This is a genomic window from Stutzerimonas sp., assembly GCF_982611455.1.
Map to the genome: position 1 here is coordinate 191,906 of NZ_CEXBBO010000003.1, position 15,682 is coordinate 207,587.

15 protein-coding genes and 1 pseudogene are annotated in these 15,682 nt (G+C 60.2%); 5 read left to right on the top strand and 11 right to left on the bottom strand.

Going from position 1 to position 15,682, the window contains the following annotated elements:
- Positions 1 to 127 precede the first annotated feature (127 nt).
- A complete protein-coding gene (gene rne, locus AC2LD7_RS03325) occupies positions 128 to 3,265 on the top strand; it encodes a ribonuclease E (RefSeq protein ID WP_484596431.1) in 3,138 nt (1,045 codons plus the stop codon).
- Between the two features lie 126 nt (positions 3,266 to 3,391).
- Here rne and murB read toward each other — a convergent pair whose 3' ends face one another.
- The 8 genes and pseudogenes from murB to AC2LD7_RS03365 all read right to left on the bottom strand — a co-directional run bounded on the left by murB (position 3,392) and on the right by AC2LD7_RS03365 (position 9,917).
- On the bottom strand, positions 3,392 to 4,411 hold the full coding sequence (gene murB, locus AC2LD7_RS03330) for a UDP-N-acetylmuramate dehydrogenase (protein ID WP_484596432.1): 1,020 nt from the start codon (positions 4,409 to 4,411) through the stop codon (positions 3,392 to 3,394).
- A pseudogene (locus AC2LD7_RS03335) lies at positions 4,408 to 4,509 on the bottom strand (low molecular weight phosphotyrosine protein phosphatase); the annotation flags it as partial. The gene murB and the pseudogene AC2LD7_RS03335, both read right to left, overlap by 4 nt.
- A gap of 56 nt (positions 4,510 to 4,565) precedes the next feature.
- Positions 4,566 to 5,330: a 3-deoxy-manno-octulosonate cytidylyltransferase gene (kdsB, locus tag AC2LD7_RS03340; protein WP_484596433.1), complete on the bottom strand. Its 765-nt coding sequence runs from the start codon at positions 5,328 to 5,330 to the stop codon at positions 4,566 to 4,568.
- The gene (locus tag AC2LD7_RS03345) at positions 5,327 to 5,512 is read right to left on the bottom strand and encodes a Trm112 family protein (RefSeq protein ID WP_025241005.1); all 186 of its coding nucleotides are present in this window, start codon (positions 5,510 to 5,512) and stop codon (positions 5,327 to 5,329) included. The genes kdsB and AC2LD7_RS03345 overlap by 4 nt, the downstream gene beginning before the upstream one ends.
- A 46-nt stretch (positions 5,513 to 5,558) precedes the next feature.
- Positions 5,559 to 6,563, bottom strand: a complete 1,005-nt coding sequence (gene lpxK, locus AC2LD7_RS03350; protein ID WP_484596434.1) for a tetraacyldisaccharide 4'-kinase — start codon at positions 6,561 to 6,563, stop codon at positions 5,559 to 5,561.
- Positions 6,563 to 6,991 carry an ExbD/TolR family protein gene (locus AC2LD7_RS03355; RefSeq protein WP_484596435.1) on the bottom strand — a complete coding sequence of 143 codons (429 nt, stop codon included), beginning with the start codon at positions 6,989 to 6,991 and terminating at the stop codon, positions 6,563 to 6,565. The genes lpxK and AC2LD7_RS03355 overlap by 1 nt, the downstream gene beginning before the upstream one ends.
- Positions 6,988 to 7,620, bottom strand: coding sequence for a MotA/TolQ/ExbB proton channel family protein (locus tag AC2LD7_RS03360; RefSeq protein WP_484596436.1), 633 nt, complete (start codon positions 7,618 to 7,620; stop codon positions 6,988 to 6,990). The genes AC2LD7_RS03355 and AC2LD7_RS03360 overlap by 4 nt, the downstream gene beginning before the upstream one ends.
- A 71-nt stretch (positions 7,621 to 7,691) precedes the next feature.
- Positions 7,692 to 9,917 (bottom strand): DNA internalization-related competence protein ComEC/Rec2, encoded by a 2,226-nt coding sequence (locus AC2LD7_RS03365; RefSeq protein WP_484596437.1) that lies wholly within the window; start codon positions 9,915 to 9,917, stop codon positions 7,692 to 7,694.
- A gap of 181 nt (positions 9,918 to 10,098) precedes the next feature.
- Here AC2LD7_RS03365 and AC2LD7_RS03370 point away from each other — a divergent pair, with 181 nt between their 5' ends.
- On the top strand, positions 10,099 to 10,614 hold the full coding sequence (locus tag AC2LD7_RS03370) for a DUF2062 domain-containing protein (RefSeq protein ID WP_484596438.1): 516 nt from the start codon (positions 10,099 to 10,101) through the stop codon (positions 10,612 to 10,614).
- Positions 10,615 to 10,624: 10 nt separating this feature from the next.
- Here AC2LD7_RS03370 and AC2LD7_RS03375 read toward each other — a convergent pair whose 3' ends face one another.
- Genes AC2LD7_RS03375 through AC2LD7_RS03385 form a run of 3 tightly spaced genes read right to left on the bottom strand, consistent with a single transcriptional unit; the run spans position 10,625 to position 13,825 of the window.
- Complete coding sequence (locus AC2LD7_RS03375; protein ID WP_484596439.1) at positions 10,625 to 11,872, bottom strand: lipoprotein-releasing ABC transporter permease subunit; 1,248 nt, start codon at positions 11,870 to 11,872, stop codon at positions 10,625 to 10,627.
- A complete protein-coding gene (lolD, locus tag AC2LD7_RS03380) occupies positions 11,872 to 12,570 on the bottom strand; it encodes a lipoprotein-releasing ABC transporter ATP-binding protein LolD (protein WP_484596463.1) in 699 nt (232 codons plus the stop codon). The genes AC2LD7_RS03375 and lolD overlap by 1 nt, the downstream gene beginning before the upstream one ends.
- A 7-nt stretch (positions 12,571 to 12,577) precedes the next feature.
- Positions 12,578 to 13,825, bottom strand: coding sequence for a lipoprotein-releasing ABC transporter permease subunit (locus AC2LD7_RS03385; protein ID WP_484596440.1), 1,248 nt, complete (start codon positions 13,823 to 13,825; stop codon positions 12,578 to 12,580).
- 100 nt (positions 13,826 to 13,925) lie between these two features.
- Between AC2LD7_RS03385 and AC2LD7_RS03390 the strand changes: the two genes are divergently transcribed.
- From AC2LD7_RS03390 to AC2LD7_RS03400, 3 genes are read left to right on the top strand one after another with little or no spacing between them, the layout of a single operon-like run.
- The gene (locus tag AC2LD7_RS03390; RefSeq protein ID WP_484596441.1) at positions 13,926 to 14,498 is read left to right on the top strand and encodes a PilZ domain-containing protein; all 573 of its coding nucleotides are present in this window, start codon (positions 13,926 to 13,928) and stop codon (positions 14,496 to 14,498) included.
- Between the two features lie 2 nt (positions 14,499 to 14,500).
- Positions 14,501 to 14,806: a phosphodiesterase gene (locus tag AC2LD7_RS03395; RefSeq protein WP_484596442.1), complete on the top strand. Its 306-nt coding sequence runs from the start codon at positions 14,501 to 14,503 to the stop codon at positions 14,804 to 14,806.
- Entirely contained in the window at positions 14,803 to 15,525 is a 723-nt protein-coding gene (locus tag AC2LD7_RS03400) for a glycerophosphodiester phosphodiesterase (RefSeq protein WP_484596443.1), read from the top strand. Before AC2LD7_RS03395 ends, AC2LD7_RS03400 begins: the two co-directional genes overlap by 4 nt.
- Positions 15,526 to 15,682: the final 157 nt, after the last annotated feature.

Sequence of the window (15,682 nt, forward strand, 5' to 3'; positions counted from 1 at the left end):
GCCCAACTGGCCTCACATCGCTGGACACTGGAGTGCCTTACAACCATTCCTGACTCACCTGACACCGACCGCGAGAGTCGTGTGTGCCGAACGCCGTTTCCGCTGCCCTGGAAACCGACGGTACTACATGAAAAGAATGCTAATTAACGCAACTCAGCCCGAAGAGTTGCGTGTCGCACTGGTCGATGGCCAGCGCCTGTTCGATCTCGATATCGAATCCGGCGCCCGCGAACAGAAGAAAGCCAATATCTATAAAGGCAAAATCACTCGCGTCGAGCCTAGCCTCGAAGCGGCCTTCGTGGACTTCGGCGCAGATCGCCACGGCTTTCTTCCCCTCAAGGAAATCTCACGCGAATACTTCAAGAAGGCTCCAGAAGGCCGCGTCAACATCAAGGATGTCCTGAGCGAAGGCCAGGAAGTCATCGTCCAAGTCGAAAAAGAAGAGCGTGGCAACAAAGGCGCAGCCCTGACCACCTTTATCAGCCTGGCTGGCCGTTATCTGGTACTGATGCCGAACAACCCGCGTGCGGGTGGTATCTCGCGCCGCATCGAAGGCGAAGAGCGTAACGAACTGCGCGAAGCGCTGAATGGCCTCAACGTTCCCGCTGACATGGGCCTTATCGTCCGCACTGCCGGCCTCGGCCGTTCCAGCGAAGAGATGCAGTGGGACCTGGATTACCTGCTGCAGCTGTGGAGCGCAGTCAAGGAAGCGTCTCAGGACCGCGCAGCGCCTTTCCTGATCTATCAGGAATCCAATGTCATTATCCGCGCTATCCGCGATTACCTGCGCCAGGACATCGGCGAAGTCCTGATCGACAGCGTCGAAGCACAGGACGAGGCGTTGAGCTTCATCCAGCAGGTGATGCCGCAGTACGCCAGCAAGATCAAGCTATACGAAGACAGCGTGCCGCTGTTCAATCGCTTCCAGATCGAAAGCCAGATCGAGACCGCATTTCAACGTGAAGTGAAGCTGCCATCCGGTGGATCAATCGTCATCGATCCTACCGAAGCACTGGTTTCCATCGACATCAACTCTGCGCGCGCTACCAAGGGCGGCGACATCGAAGAAACAGCGCTGCAGACCAACCTTGAAGCGGCCGAGGAAATCGCTCGTCAACTGCGCCTGCGGGATATTGGTGGCCTGATCGTCATCGACTTCATCGACATGACCCCGGCGAAAAATCAGCGCGCCGTGGAAGAAAAGGTTCGCGAAGCGCTCGAAGCTGATCGCGCACGCATTCAGGTCGGTCGCATTTCGCGCTTCGGCCTCCTGGAAATGTCCCGTCAGCGTCTGCGCCCTTCTCTCGGCGAAACCAGCGGCATCGTCTGTCCTCGCTGCAATGGCCAAGGCATCATTCGTGATGTCGAATCGCTGTCGCTGGCCATTCTGCGCCTGATCGAGGAAGAAGCGCTGAAAGACCGCACCGCCGAGGTTCGGGCTCGTGTGCCTTTCCAGGTCGCCGCCTTCCTGCTCAACGAGAAGCGTAACGCTATCACCAAGATCGAACTGCGCAGCCGCGCGCGCATCTTCATTCTGCCGGACGACCATTTGGAAACCCCGCATTTCGAAGTGCAACGCCTGCGCGACGACAGTCCGGAAATCACCGCCGGTCAGGCCAGTTACGAGATGAGCCCGACCGAAGCTGAGGAAGCCCAACCGGTCAGCTCCACGCGCACCCTGGTTCGCCAGGAAGCGGCAGTGAAAACGGCGCCGCAGCGTACTGCACCCGCACCTACGCCGACCCCATCGCCAGCAACAGCGGCAGCCGCGCCTGCCGCCCAGGAACCAAGCCTGTTCAAAGGGCTGGTCAAATCTCTGGTTGGCCTTTTTGCTGGCAAGCAGGAAGCGCCGGCCGTGGAAGTCGAGAAGAAACCCGCAGCCAGCGGCCGTCCGCAACGCAACGACGAGCGTCGCAGCGGTCGCCAGCAAAACCGCCGTCGTGATTCACGCAGCAATCGCGACGAAGAGCGCAAACCACGCGAAGAGCGTGTACCGCGTGAGGAACGTCAGCCTCGTGAAGAGCGTCAGCCGCGCCCGCCGCGCGAAGAGCGCAAGCCACGCGAACCTCGTGAGTCCCGCGAGCCGGTAGAAGCGAGCGAGAGTTCTTCGCAGCCGCAACCACGTCGCGAACGCACCCCACGTGAGGACCGTCAGCCTCGCGAAGAGCGCAAGCGTGAGCTACGTGCGCCGCTTGACGAACCAGTCCAAGCAGCTCCGAGTGTGGAGCTCGTCGAGGAAACGGCCGACCGCAAGCCGCGCCCGCCTCGCGAAGAGCGCAAACCTCGGGTCGAGCAGAGCGTGAACGAGGAAGAGCTACAGCAGAACGAAGAAACAGTTGGAAACGCACAGGACGAGCAGGAATCAGCCGAGGGCAATGATCGCCCACGTCGCCGGTCGCGCGGCCAGCGCCGCCGCAGCAACCGCCGTGATCGTCAGCGTGATGCCAATGGCAACGAGATTGACGGCGAGGCCGAGGCGGCTACAGCTGAAGTCAGCGAAAGCAACGCTCCGGTGAAATCCGAACAGGTCGCCATCGCTGCCACGGCGGCAGCTCTGGCCGCCAATACGGCCGACACCGAGACAGCACCGACTCCAGCCCAGCCCGAAGACGAGGCGATGCCGACAACATCGGTGCTCGCCGAAAATGCCGAAAGCGTCAGTGAAGCCGAAGAAGCTGCGAAGCCTGCCGAAAGCATCGCAGCGCCGGCAGTCGAGGCTGTTACACCGGCTGCTCTGGAAGCCGAGCCAGCCCCGCAGGAAGCCAGCCAACCAGAACCGGCCACAGCCGAACCCACGTTCGCCGAAGCACCCTCGCCTGCTGCCGAGCAACCCGCCCCGGTAGCGGTCGAACCTGCAGCGCAGGTTGTAACCGCCTCTGGCCGTGCACCTAACGATCCGCGTGAAGTGCGCCGTCGCCGCCTTGAGCAGGAACGCCTGGCCAAGGAAGCGTCGGAGGTTGAAGCGAAAGCCGTAATCGAAGCGGAGGCACCGGTAGAACAACCAATGGCCAGCCCTGAGATCGTTGCCAGCGAGCCGGTCAGCAATTTGCCAACCGAACAACAGTTCGACGCAGCCAGCAACAGCGAGGAGAAGGCTGTCGAAGCTCCACAGACTGAGCAGCTAACCGCCGAGCCGCAGGCTGAACAGGTCGACGCGGAAACGGCCCAGCCAGAAGCCGAGCCAACCGAGCCTGTTGCGAATGCCATGCCCGAGGTAGCTGACGATACTGGCGAGCAAGACGACATTGAGAAGCGTCAGAGCTAATCTCGTCGCAATGAAAAAGGGATGCTTCGGCATCCCTTTTTTGTGGTTCGCTAGAAGCCCAGTGACACGAACCAGACCTTGTAAACAACCGGACCACGCTGAGACAGCGCTATACAGCCGCACGAACTAGATAACGTTCGGCTCGATTTCCAAGTACACGGCAAAACGCTCGGCGATATCCATCTGAATACGCCGGGCAAGCTGCATGATCTGCTGACCAGTTGCCTGACCATAGTTAACCAGAACCAGAGCCTGCAGCTTGTGCACTCCGGCGTCGCCATCCCGATACCCTTTCCAGCCTGCACGCTCAATCAGCCAGCCGGCAGCAAGCTTGACCTGCCCGCCCGCAGAAGGAAACGCCACCAGATCTGGAAACCGCTCGCGCAAGGCATCGGCGACAGATTGCGGCACAAGCGGATTTTTGAAAAAACTGCCGGCGTTGCCCAGGATCTTGGGGTCAGGCAGCTTTTCACTACGTATGGCACAGACCGCACGGCTGACATCTGCGGGTGTAGGCGAATCAATCGCGTGCTGTTGCAGCCACTGACGGAGCGGCCCGTAATCCAGCTGCAAATTCGCAGTCCGCTGCAGCGCGAAGCGCACCCGAAGAATGATATAGCGCCCCGCCTGGCGCTTGAAAACGCTGTCGCGATAGGCGAACTCGCACGCCTGCAGATCGAAATCGCGCTGAGCACCCGTTTCTCGATCCAGCGCAGTCAGTCCCGCGAACACATCTTTGATCTCGACGCCGTATGCACCGACATTTTGAATCGGCGCTGCGCCGACGGTGCCGGGAATCAGACTAAGATTTTCCAAACCCGACAACCCGAGTTCCAGGCTGCGCAATACGAAAGGATGCCAGGGCTCCCCCGCCTCCGCCTCGATAGTCACCCGTTCGCCGTCATCTTCGAGCACCCGAACGCCTCGGCTTGCCATGCGCAGCACCAGCGCATCCAGGTCTGTCGTAAGCACGAGATTGCTACCGCCGCCCAAGATCCACAGCGGAACTCCAAGACGCCGTGCCTCGACGAGTGCTTCGGCTACTTCCTGGTCGCCCCATGCTTCGCTGAAGTGCGTCGCACAGGCTTCGACAGCGAAGGTGTTGAACGCCTTGAGCGAGCGATTCTGTTCGATGAGCAGACTCACAAGCGTTCCCTGACTTCACTAAACAACGCCGTGGACGCCCGCTCGATTAGATCCAGCACCTGCTCGAAACCGCCTGCCCCACCAAAATAAGGGACCGGCGCAGCGGTGGGCGATCGACAGATATTGCCCATACGGACGGACAGAACTTTCACGCTCAGGCTCCGAGCAGCTTGCGAACACGATCCAGATCTTCGGCGGTATCTACTCCAGCCGGTGGTGCCTCGATTGCATCGGCCACATGAATACGTTTACCACGCCAGAGCGCACGCAGCTGCTCCAGGCATTCAGTGTTTTCAAGCCAGCACGGTCCCCAGGCAACGAAGTCCGCTAGGAATCCGGCCCTGTAGGCGTAGATGCCAATATGCCGGCGATACGGAACACCAGCCGGAAGCGCATCCCGATCACGCGCGAATTCATCCCGCGCCCATGGCAGCGGCGCACGGCTAAAGGTCAGCGCCAGCCCGTCAATATCGCTGAGTACCTTCACCACATTGGGATTGAACAGCGCCTGCGGATCGCTGATCGGCTCGGCAAGCGTTGCGATCGCCGCCTCCGGATGGGTGGCAAGATTGCGCGCGACCTGATCGATCACTGAAGGAGGAATCAGCGGCTCGTCGCCCTGAACGTTAACCACGATGGCGTCAGCTGGCAGACCCAGCTTTTGTGCCACTTCGGCGAGGCGATCGGTACCCGAATTATGCTCAACCCGAGTCAGCAGCGCTTCCGCACCAAATCCGTCACAAGCCTCTAGGATGCGCTGATCATCGGTGGCGACGACGATCCGCTGCGCGCCGCTTTTGCACGCTTGTTCCCAGACGTGGCGAATCATCGGTTTGCCGGCAATGTCCTGAAGCGGCTTGCCAGGGAGGCGGCTGGACGCATAACGCGCCGGAATCACGACGGTATAGGCGCTACTCATTTGTCTAGACGCTCATCCACTTCCAGCGTGCGGGCTTCGCTTTCCAGCATCACCGGAATGCCGTCGCGCACCGGAAAAGCCATGCCGTCTGCTTTACAGATCAATTCGGACTTATCGTCGGTCAGCTTTAGCGGGCCCTTGCAGAGCGGGCAGGCGAGAATATCGAGGAGTTTGGTGTCCATGCGCGGTCCTTGGATGCAGCCGACTGCACCTGGCAGATCGAGCGGCTTAGGGGTGTTCGGGCAGCAGTCGGTCCAGTTGGGTATCGAACCAAGTGACGAAAGCCGCTGAGGGCTCGGCTTGCACTTGCAGATAGCACCAGCCCGGGAGCGCAAATGCCCGGCATTTGACCGCATCCTTCTCAGTCATCACCAACGGTAGCGCCGGGCTGAAGCTCAGCTGCTCGAGGCTATAGCGGGCGTGATCGGCGAAGGGGTGCGGGATCGGTCGCCAGTGTAGCGCCTCGAGCGTGGTGAAGAAACGCTGCGGATTGCCGATCCCGGCGACCGCATGCAGCTGCTGCCCCGGCGAAAAATGGTCGAGCGGCCAGTTCTGATCACTGACCAGCTCTACCAACCTTGACGGCTGCAAGGCGAAGGAATAGCCGGATGCGCTGTCGGCAGAAGCGCCGTTGAACAACACCGCATCGACTGATTTTAAGCGATCAACAGGTTCACGCAATGGCCCGGCGGGCAGGCAACGACCGTTGCCCAATCCCCGCGCCGCATCGATGAGCACCAATTCGAGGTCTCGAGCAAGCCGGTAATGTTGCAGTCCGTCATCCGAAAGGATCAGATCGAGCGATTCGCTCTTGAGCAATTCACGAACCGCATTCGAGCGGTCGGGATCGATCATCATCGGCACACCGGTCCGCTGAACGATCAGCAGCGGCTCGTCACCCGCCTCCGCTGCCGGTTGATCTGGCAATACGCGCCAGGGATACGATGGCGGTGTGGCACCGTAGCCCCGACTGACCACGCCGACCTTCAAGCCACGCTGGCGGCAGTGCTCGATCAGCCAGAGGATCAACGGAGTTTTGCCCGTTCCGCCAACGGTGATATTGCCCACCACCACGACAGGTACCGGAGCCCGGTAGCTATCAACGTTACCATTGACGAACTTCGTCCGCCTGGCGATGGCTACGCGCCGATAGAGCGCCTCAAGCGGAGCGAGTAGAGCCAGGGCCGGATGCCCTTCATACCAGGCGCGCTGCAGACGTTCGGCAAAGGACATCAGGGCTCCGGCTGGGCCTCGACAGTAGTGATACGCAGCTGAGCAAAGCCCAGTTTGCCAGCAGCATCCATCGCGGTGATCACCGCCTGATGCGGCGTCTTGCCGTCAGCGCTGATGATCATCGGCAGGCTGGTGTCACCGCCAGATTCCTTGCTGAGCGCTGCCATCAGGGTATTTAGATCATGCTTGATCAATGCTTTGCCATTGAGGCTGAAGCTGCCATCGACGTCGATGACCACTTCCAACCGTTTCTTCTCGGCTTCCTGCGGTGGTGTACCGCTGGCCGCTTCCGGCAGATCGACCTGGAGCTGAGTTTCGCGGGTGAAGGTAGTAGTGACTACGAAGAACAGAAGCAGAATGAACACCACATCGATCAACGGGGCCAGGCCAATATCGACGTTCTCCCGCGCCTTACGACGAAACTTCACGCCTTGCCCTCACCCAGATCGACGTCACGGTCGCCCTGCACCACCTCGACCAGCTTGATCGCCTCTTGCTCCATACCGACCACCAGCTCTTCGACACGGCGCAGCAGGAAGCGATGAAAGAACAACGCCGGAATCCCGACCATCAGACCGGCGGCGGTGGTGATCAGAGCCTTGGAGATACCGGCCGCAAGCAACGGTGCGTTAGCCATACCGGAACCCATGAAGGCGCTGAAAATTTCGATCATCCCGAGCACCGTACCCAGAAGTCCGAGCAGCGGCGCGATGCCTGCGATGGTACCCAGCGCATTGAGGTAGCGCTCGAGGTCATGTACGACCCGTGCTGCGGCTTCCTCGATGCACTCCTTCATGATTTCCCGGCCATGCTTGGAGTTGGCTAGACCTGCAGCCAGGATTTCACCGAGCGGCGAGTCCGCGCGCAGCTCCTTGAGCTTCTGGTTGCTAAGCTTTTTGTCCTTGATCCATTTCCACACCTGCCCAAGCAGATGCGGTGGGGTCACGCGGCTAGGCCGCAGTGTCCACAACCGTTCGGCAACGATGCCGGCAGCAGCGATGGAACAGAAAATGATTGGCAGCATTATCCAGCCGCCCGCTTTAACCAGCTCCCACACGAGATGAATCCCCCTCGAAAAAGTGGCGCCACTCTAGCATAGGGGCGCCGAACCGCTGCCGGCCTCTGTTCTCATTTTTCCCGCCAAAATCGACGTTCGGCGCGCAGCTCCAGAACCGGCTCAAAACGCCCAAGAACGATCCGCATGGCGCCCTGCTCCGCCGTGTCGTAGAGCTTCGCGCCGGACGTCTGCAGACGCCGCACCACATCAGGGTGCGGATGGCCAAAGGGATTGTGCAGGCTGCGCGAAACAAGCGCACCACTGGCGCCAACCGCTTCGATGAACATTGCCGATGACGAACTACGACTGCCGTGATGCGGCACCAACAGCCATTGCGCATCAACCGCCATGTTGCTCTCCAGCAACGCCTGCTCGGCCGACACATCGATGTCCCCGGTGAGCAACAGGCGTTCGTCGCCTGCCTCGACCAAAAGCACGCAAGAAGATTGATTGCCATCTCGAGGGTGCGACCATCGCCATAGGGTGAAGCGCACCTGATCCCATTCCCAGCCCTCTCCGGATCGGCACGATTCGACGCCCAACGAGGCAGGCAGCCGTTTCGGCTCTCCACTGAGCACACGCGATATAGGCATCAACCGCTGGATCGCCTGGGCGCCACCGGCGTGATCGCTATCGGCATGGCTGAGGATCATTATGTCCAGATCGGCCAGCCCCAGCGTGCGCAATGAGGGAAACACGACCCGCTCACCGATATCGAAGTCGCCATAGCGCGGCCCCGCGTCATACAGCAGCGCATGCTCACGTGTGCGCACCAGGACCGCCAAACCCTGGCCGACGTCGAATATCCAGACCTCTGCCTGACCAGCCATCTGCTTATGTACGGGTGGGAACAACAGCGGTGCGAGTAGCACCAGACCCAAGGCCCGGAATGGCACGCCCGGTGGCAAGAGAACGAGTACCATGCCCAGCGCCACCACAACCCATCCCCACAGCGGCAAGGACGCCGGCAGCCAGGCAGGTTGCCAGCCGGCAAGCCAATGCAGCGCATCGAAAAGAATCCCCAATAGCCCACCAGCTAGCCATAACAGCAACTCGCCAACTTCCGGCAGCCATAGCAGCGAGGTTCCCAGCAATGACAGCGGCACGATTAGAGCGCTGACCAGCGGCACTGCAAACAGGTTGGCGATTGGCCCGCTCAGGCTCACCGGCAAGCCAAGCGCAAGCAACACCGGCAACAGGCCAAGCGCCATGCTCCACTGCGCACGGCCCAGCGTCTGCCACCAGGTCCAGCTACCCAGTCGGCCGCGAAAGACCAGTGCGAGTAGCCCAACCGCTGAGAACGAGAGCCAGAAACCCGATTGCAGGCTCACCAGTGGATCGATCAACAGAACGCCGTTAAGCGCCATCAACAGCGGCACCCATACACCAAGATGTCGAAAACGCAATCGCCACAGGAGTACCAGCGCGACCATCATGCAAGCGCGCTGGACCGGCACTTCGAAGCCCGCCAGCCAACCGTATCCAAGCGCGCCAGCCAGGGCGAGGCCACACGCCCAAGGTAGCCAGGCGATCCGTGGCGGCCAAATACCCCAGCGCACCATCAGCGCAACCAAACCATAGAGCAAACCGGCCAACATTCCGACATGCTGCCCCGAGATCACCATTAGATGCACGGTGCCGGTGTCCTGCAAAATCCGCCAATCGGATGTGGACAGGCCGCTGTCATCCCCTACCACCAGCGCTGCGATAGCACCCGAGCGGCCCTGAGCGTCAACCTCCATCAAGCGCTGCCGTAACTGATCGCGCCACGCCTGCTCCCCTGCCGCGATCGATACCCGCTCGCCCGCCTTGATCGTGCCGCTGGCACCGATCCGGCGCGCCAGAAGCCAAGCCTCGTAATCGAACGGATGCGGGTTGACCAGGCCACGCGGTCTTTTCAACTTGGCGGCGAGCCGCCATCGCTCCCCCGCCTGCATGACAGGCCCACCGTACCAAGCTAGACGCATCCGCGAAGGCAAGCCGGTATGCCTGGACGCAATATCCTCCAACTCGAACCGCACCACACCGTCACGCATGTCAGGCAGGCCGGTCACACGCCCCTCAAGCCAAAAGGTGCGACCGTCGAGTTCCGTCGGGAGGCGGTCATCCATTGCCCAGTGAGCGCTTAGACAGGCCCAGCCAAGCCCTAGACAGAAGCAGCCGATCGCCCGGTAGCGAAACGGCAGCAATGCCAGGCCCACGGTGAATAAGAAAGGCAGCGTCAATAACGGTGGCAATTGCGGTAGGAAGCGCAGCAGTAGAAGGCCTGCTGCCAGCGCCAGCATCGCTGTACGCATTACGTCTCCTTGGATTCCTTTCCAAACGATGGCACGACCACAGAGCAGGTAATGAGCATCTGTGCGGCCTTACCGACGTCCTGCCGGCGCTCGCAGTGTAGAATTTATGTCACAAACTCATCTCAGCGCCGGGTCTCGTTTCAGGCATAATCGGCGCGCTTCAGCCCGCCAGAGAACCTTCATGCCGCGTCGTTTTTTCAAACGCTACATGCCGCACCCCGATCGCATCAAGGCTCACAAGTCCCTGCGTTTTCTTGGCGCGCTGATTCACGATCCCAATCTGCTTCACCTCAACCGGCATTCGGTTTCCAGAGCGATGGCTATCGGCCTTTTCTGGGCGATGATCCCGATGCCCATGCAAATGCTTGCGGCCGCCCTGTGCGCTGTGCCGGCCAGAGCCAACCTGCCGATAGCTGTGGGCCTGGTCTGGCTGACCAATCCATTGACGATGCCGCCGGTCTTTTACTGTAACTACAAAGTCGGCGCCTGGCTGATGGATACGCCCGTCTCGCCAATGCCGATGGAGCTGAGCCTCGCCTGGGTGCGCCAAATGCTCAACAGCCACTGGCAACCGCTGTTTCTCGGCTCATTCGTCGTCGCCGTCGTCTCGGCGGTACTGGGTTACATCGCCACCCAGGCATATTGGCGCTGGTGGGTCAGCCGCAGTTGGCGCAAGCGCCAGGAAGCTCGCCGCTGAGCGCCGATTGTTATTCGTAGCGCAGTGCTTCGGCGGGCTGAGTCTGCGCGGCGCGCCAGGCGGGATAAAGCGTCGCGAGAAAGCTTAGAATCAGCGCGGCAAGCGTAACCAGCAGGACATCTTCCAGACGTAGCTCCGACGGCAAGGTATTAATGAAATAGACGTCGGAACTGAAGATATGCTGCCCTGATATCTTTTCCAGCCAGCCGACCAAAGCGCTGACATTAAGCGCGCCGAGCACACCCAAAACGGTACCTATCAGCGTGCCAGTCAACCCGATGATACTTCCCTGCACCATGAAGATCGTCATGATCTGCCGGGGTGTTGCGCCCAGGGTACGCAGGATCGCGATATCGGCACGCTTATCCGCCACCACCATGATCAGGGTCGCGATGATATTGAACGCGGCCACCGCCACGATCAACAACAGCAGTAGACCGATCATGGTCTTTTCCATTTTCATCGCACTGAACAGACTGCCCAGGGTCAGTGACCAATCCTCGCCGCGATAGCCATCGCCGAGCATGGTAACGAGCTCGGCTGCCACCTCAGGAGCACGGTACAGATCGGCCAGTCGTACCCTGACGCCCGCGACCTGATGCGGTTGCCAACGAAGGATTTGCGCGGCATCGGCGCGATGGATCATCGCCAGACTGCCGTCAAGCTCGGCACCGACCTTGAATACCCCAACGACATTCAAGCGCTGCATGCGCGGCGTAACGCCGCCGGGTGTGTCACTGAGCTCGGGCACGATCAGCGTCAGTTTGTCGCCCAATTTCAGACCGAACCGACGCGCAGTCATCAGCCCGATAATCACCCCGGAGTCGCCCGGCTTGAGGTCGTCGAGCCGGCCGGCGACCATCTTCGAGCCGAGGATCGACACATCGGCTTCCGCCTGTGGATCGATACCGTTGATCTCGATCGGTTGCATGGAGCCCTTGAACGAAAGCATGCCTTCGAGCGGGGTGATCGGCGCCGCACCAAGCACCTCGGGATGCCCTCGGACCCGTTCGGCGACCGACTGCCAGTCGTCCAATGGCTGCCCGTCGCCAGCGACCATGGCATGCGGGACCATACCGAGAATGCGGTTGCTCATCTCCCGCTGGAAACCATTCATGACCGAAAGCACCATGATCATCGCCAGCACGCCCAGCGAGAGACCGATCATCGAAGTCAGCGAAATGAACGAGATGAAATGGTTGCGACGCTTGGCACGCGTGTAACGGCTGCCAATGAAGATGCTTAACGGCCTGAACATTAGCCAGCCACCAGCCGGCCGTCTTCCAGGCGCAATATGTGATCCATTTGCCCAGCCAGTTGCGGATCATGAGTGACCACGAGAAAGGCGGTGCGCAGCGAGGTGCTCAGCTCCAGCATCAAGTCTTGAATGCCCTGCGCGGTGTGGTGATCGAGGTTACCGGTGGGCTCGTCGAGCAACACCAGAGCCGGGCGATTGGCCAACGCTCGGGCAATCGCCACACGCTGACGCTCACCACCGGACAGCTCTGAAGGCTTGTGTGCCAGCCGATGTCCGAGTCCAACACGCTGCAGCAGTTCACTCGCCCGCGCGCGGGCATCGGGAATTGGCGCTTTACCGATCAGCAGCGGCATGCAAACGTTCTCCAGAGCGGTGAACTCTGGCAGCAGGTGATGGAATTGATAAACGAAACCCAGCGCGCGATTGCGCAGCAGTCCGCGATCCTTCTCGCTGAGCGCGGAAAGCTCCTCTCCAGCTAGCCAGACGCTTCCTTCAGTGGGCGTGTCGAGGCCGCCAAGCAGGTTCAGCAGCGTGCTCTTGCCAGAGCCGGAACTGCCGACGATTGCAACCCGCTGACCGGGGAACAGCTCCAACTGCAGCTCGGAAAGCACGCTAACCGACTCAGGGCCCTGCTCGTAGCGCTTGCCCAGGTTACGGCAGCTCAGCACTGCGCTATCCAGCGAAGACCTTTCATTCATAACCAGCTCACTCATAACGTAACGCCTCGGCCGGCTGGGTGCGAGCCGCACGCCACGCCGGATAAAGGGTGGCGAGAAAACTCAGAACGAGCGCCGCGACACAGACCTGAACCACGTCGGCAGTCATCAATCGAGACGGCAGGTAGTCGATGAAATACACATCGGCACTGAGAAATTTATGCCCGATCAGACGTTCCAGTGCTGCGATCCAGCTGCTCACATTGAGCGCGGCAAAGATTCCGAGCAAGGCGCCAGCAAAGGTTCCGACCACACCGATTACCGTTCCCTGAACCATGAAGATCGCCATGATCTGCCGGGGCGTTGCGCCCAGCGTACGTAGGATGGCGATATCGCCGCGCTTGTCGGTCACGACCATGACCAATGTGGAGATGATGTTGAAAGCAGCTACCGCAACGATCAGCAGCAGCAGAAGGCCGATCATGGCCTTTTCCATGCGGATCGCCTGGTAAAGATTGCCGTGGGTACGAGTCCAGTCGCGCGAATAGAAATCGTCGCCCAGCTGCCCGGCCAGCTCCCAGGCGATACGCGGCGCCTGGAACAGATCGACGAAACGCAGGCGCAGCCCCTGAACCTGGTCCGGCTTCCAGCGATGCAGGCGGGCGATATCGGAGATATTGGCCATCGCCACATAACCATCGATCTCACCCGCGCCGACATGAAAGATGCCGCGCACGGTGAAACGCTTCATGCGAGGAAAAACCCCTGCCGGCGTGACCGTTACTTCCGGAGCGACGAAGGTAATCTTGTCGCCGACCCCAACGCCGAGTTTTTCGGCCGCCTTGTCGCCGATAACGATGCCGAACTCGCCAGGCTCGAGCGCCTCCAGCGACCCTTCGCGAAAGAACTGGCCAATGATCGAAACGTCTGGCTCGATTTCCGGATCAACGGCGTTGATAAGCGTTTTAGTGACCTGTCCGCGATGGGTCAGCAGGCCTTGCATCTGAATGAATGGCGCTACGGCCGCCACCTGCGGATGCTTTTCCAGACGCTGCCCCATCGTCTGCCAATCGTCGATCGGTAGCGGGCTTTCGACCGTTGCGTGCGGCACCATGCCAAGCACCCGGGTGCGCATTTCATAGTCGAAGCCATTCATCACCGAAAGCACGACGATCATCACCAGCACGCCCAATGCAAGCCCGATCATGGACGTGAAGGATATGAAGGAGACGAAGAGACTGCGACGTCTGGCGCGCGTGTAGCGCGCCCCGATATACACGGACAGCGGTCTGAACATAAATCGATGAGTTCGCTTTCGCTGGCAGGAAATAACAAGCTGAATGACGTTGCCAAGCGGCCTGATACACTCAAGCCATCATTGCAGCCCAGGGATCGACATGCCCACAGAAGACACCGAAGATCGCCGCGAATACTATCGTATCGAGGACATGATCGCACTGGAAATCCTGCCACTGGAACACGCCGAAACAGTCTCCGGTAGTGGTTCAGCGCAGCTGTTCGACCTACTCGGCGAGCTGCATCAGCTTGAATTCGAAGCGCAGCATCTATTGCGACAGATAGCTGAGGGCAACCGTACGCTGGCGAACTATTTAAAGGTGCAGAACAAGCGCATCGACCTGCTTGGCCAAGCGCTTGCACAGGATCTGCTGAAGGACCTCGGGCCGGCGCGCGAGGTCGTACTTTCCGAAGGCGGCCTCAGCTTTGCTCATGATCAGCCACTCGGCGAGGGCTCGGTCTGGACGCTCAAATTGGTGTTGATGCCACAAGGGCTGGGCATGCTGTTGACGGCACGTGTCGTGAGTTGCCAAGCGCTCGACGATGGGCAGTTTGCAATCGGAACGTCCTTCGAAGCGTTGACTGATGCACAACGGCAATTACTGGCTCGACATATCCTGCAGAAACAGGCGACGGAACGACGCCTGGCTCGTGAAAGCCTGCAAGGAATCTGAACATGCATCCGTTACTGACCCCCTTTCTGTTCATCGCGCTCAGCGCCCCGATTCATGCCGAAATCATCCGTATCCCGGTTGGCCAGCAAGGCCACGCCGAGACGACCATGCCCAGCCGTGGCGACTCGCAGAATAAAGTACTCGACCGCTTCGGCCTCGCCGATGAAGAACATCCGGCGGTCGGTCAGCCTCCCATCACTCGCTGGGATTACCGTGAGTTCTCCGTTTACTTCGAGGGCAACCGGGTAATCAACAGTGTCCTGCACCACCAACGCATCAATTCACCACAGCGAGAACTACAACCGTGACCCAGATTTACGGCCACCGCGGCGCAAAGGGTGAAGCCCCGGAAAATACCTTGGTCGGCTTCCAGCAATGCCTCTCCCATGGTGTGCGTCGATGCGAGCTGGATCTGCACTTGTCGAAAGACGGCGAGCTGATGGTCTTCCATGATCCGACGCTGAAGCGCACCACTGGGCGGCGCGGCAAGGTGGTGGAGCACGATGCCGAAGAGCTGGTGCATTACGATGCGCGCATTGGCGGACCGGGTTGGAAACAACCCTGCCCTATTCCGCGCTTGTCAGAGTTATTCGAAAAATGTGATTTCGATCATTGGCAACTGGAAGTCAAAAGCGCCTCAAGGGTGCGCGCCGCGCGGTCCGTGTTGGCAATCAGAGAACTGGCCGGACGCTACGGCCTGCTCGATCGCATTACTGTCACATCAGGCTCACGGGAGGTGTTGCGGGCGCTCAAGCGACTGACGCCCGAGCTGGCCTGCGGGCTGGTGGCCGAGTATGGCTGGCTCGACCCGCTGAAGGTGGCCAAGCAATACGACTGCGAACTGCTGGCGCTGAAATGGACGTTGTGCACGCCCGAACGAATCGCAAAAGCGCGCCAGCAGGGTTTGCACGTATCGGTATGGACAGTGAACGAGCCGGCGCTGATGCGCCGACTCGCCGATTTCGGCGTCGACAGTCTGATTACCGATTTTCCTGGTCTGGCGGCTGAAACACTGCGTAAGAAATAAGCGGCTGGAGGCTGAGCTCTTCAAGCTTCAAGCGCGGAACCGCTCGGTTCTTTCTAGTAGCTTGCCGCTTTTTCACCGATTCCTGATCAAAAGCTTTCCCGGTTTGGCCAACGCCAATCCCGGGTATCGTCTCCGACCGGCTCAGGCCACCGGTCGG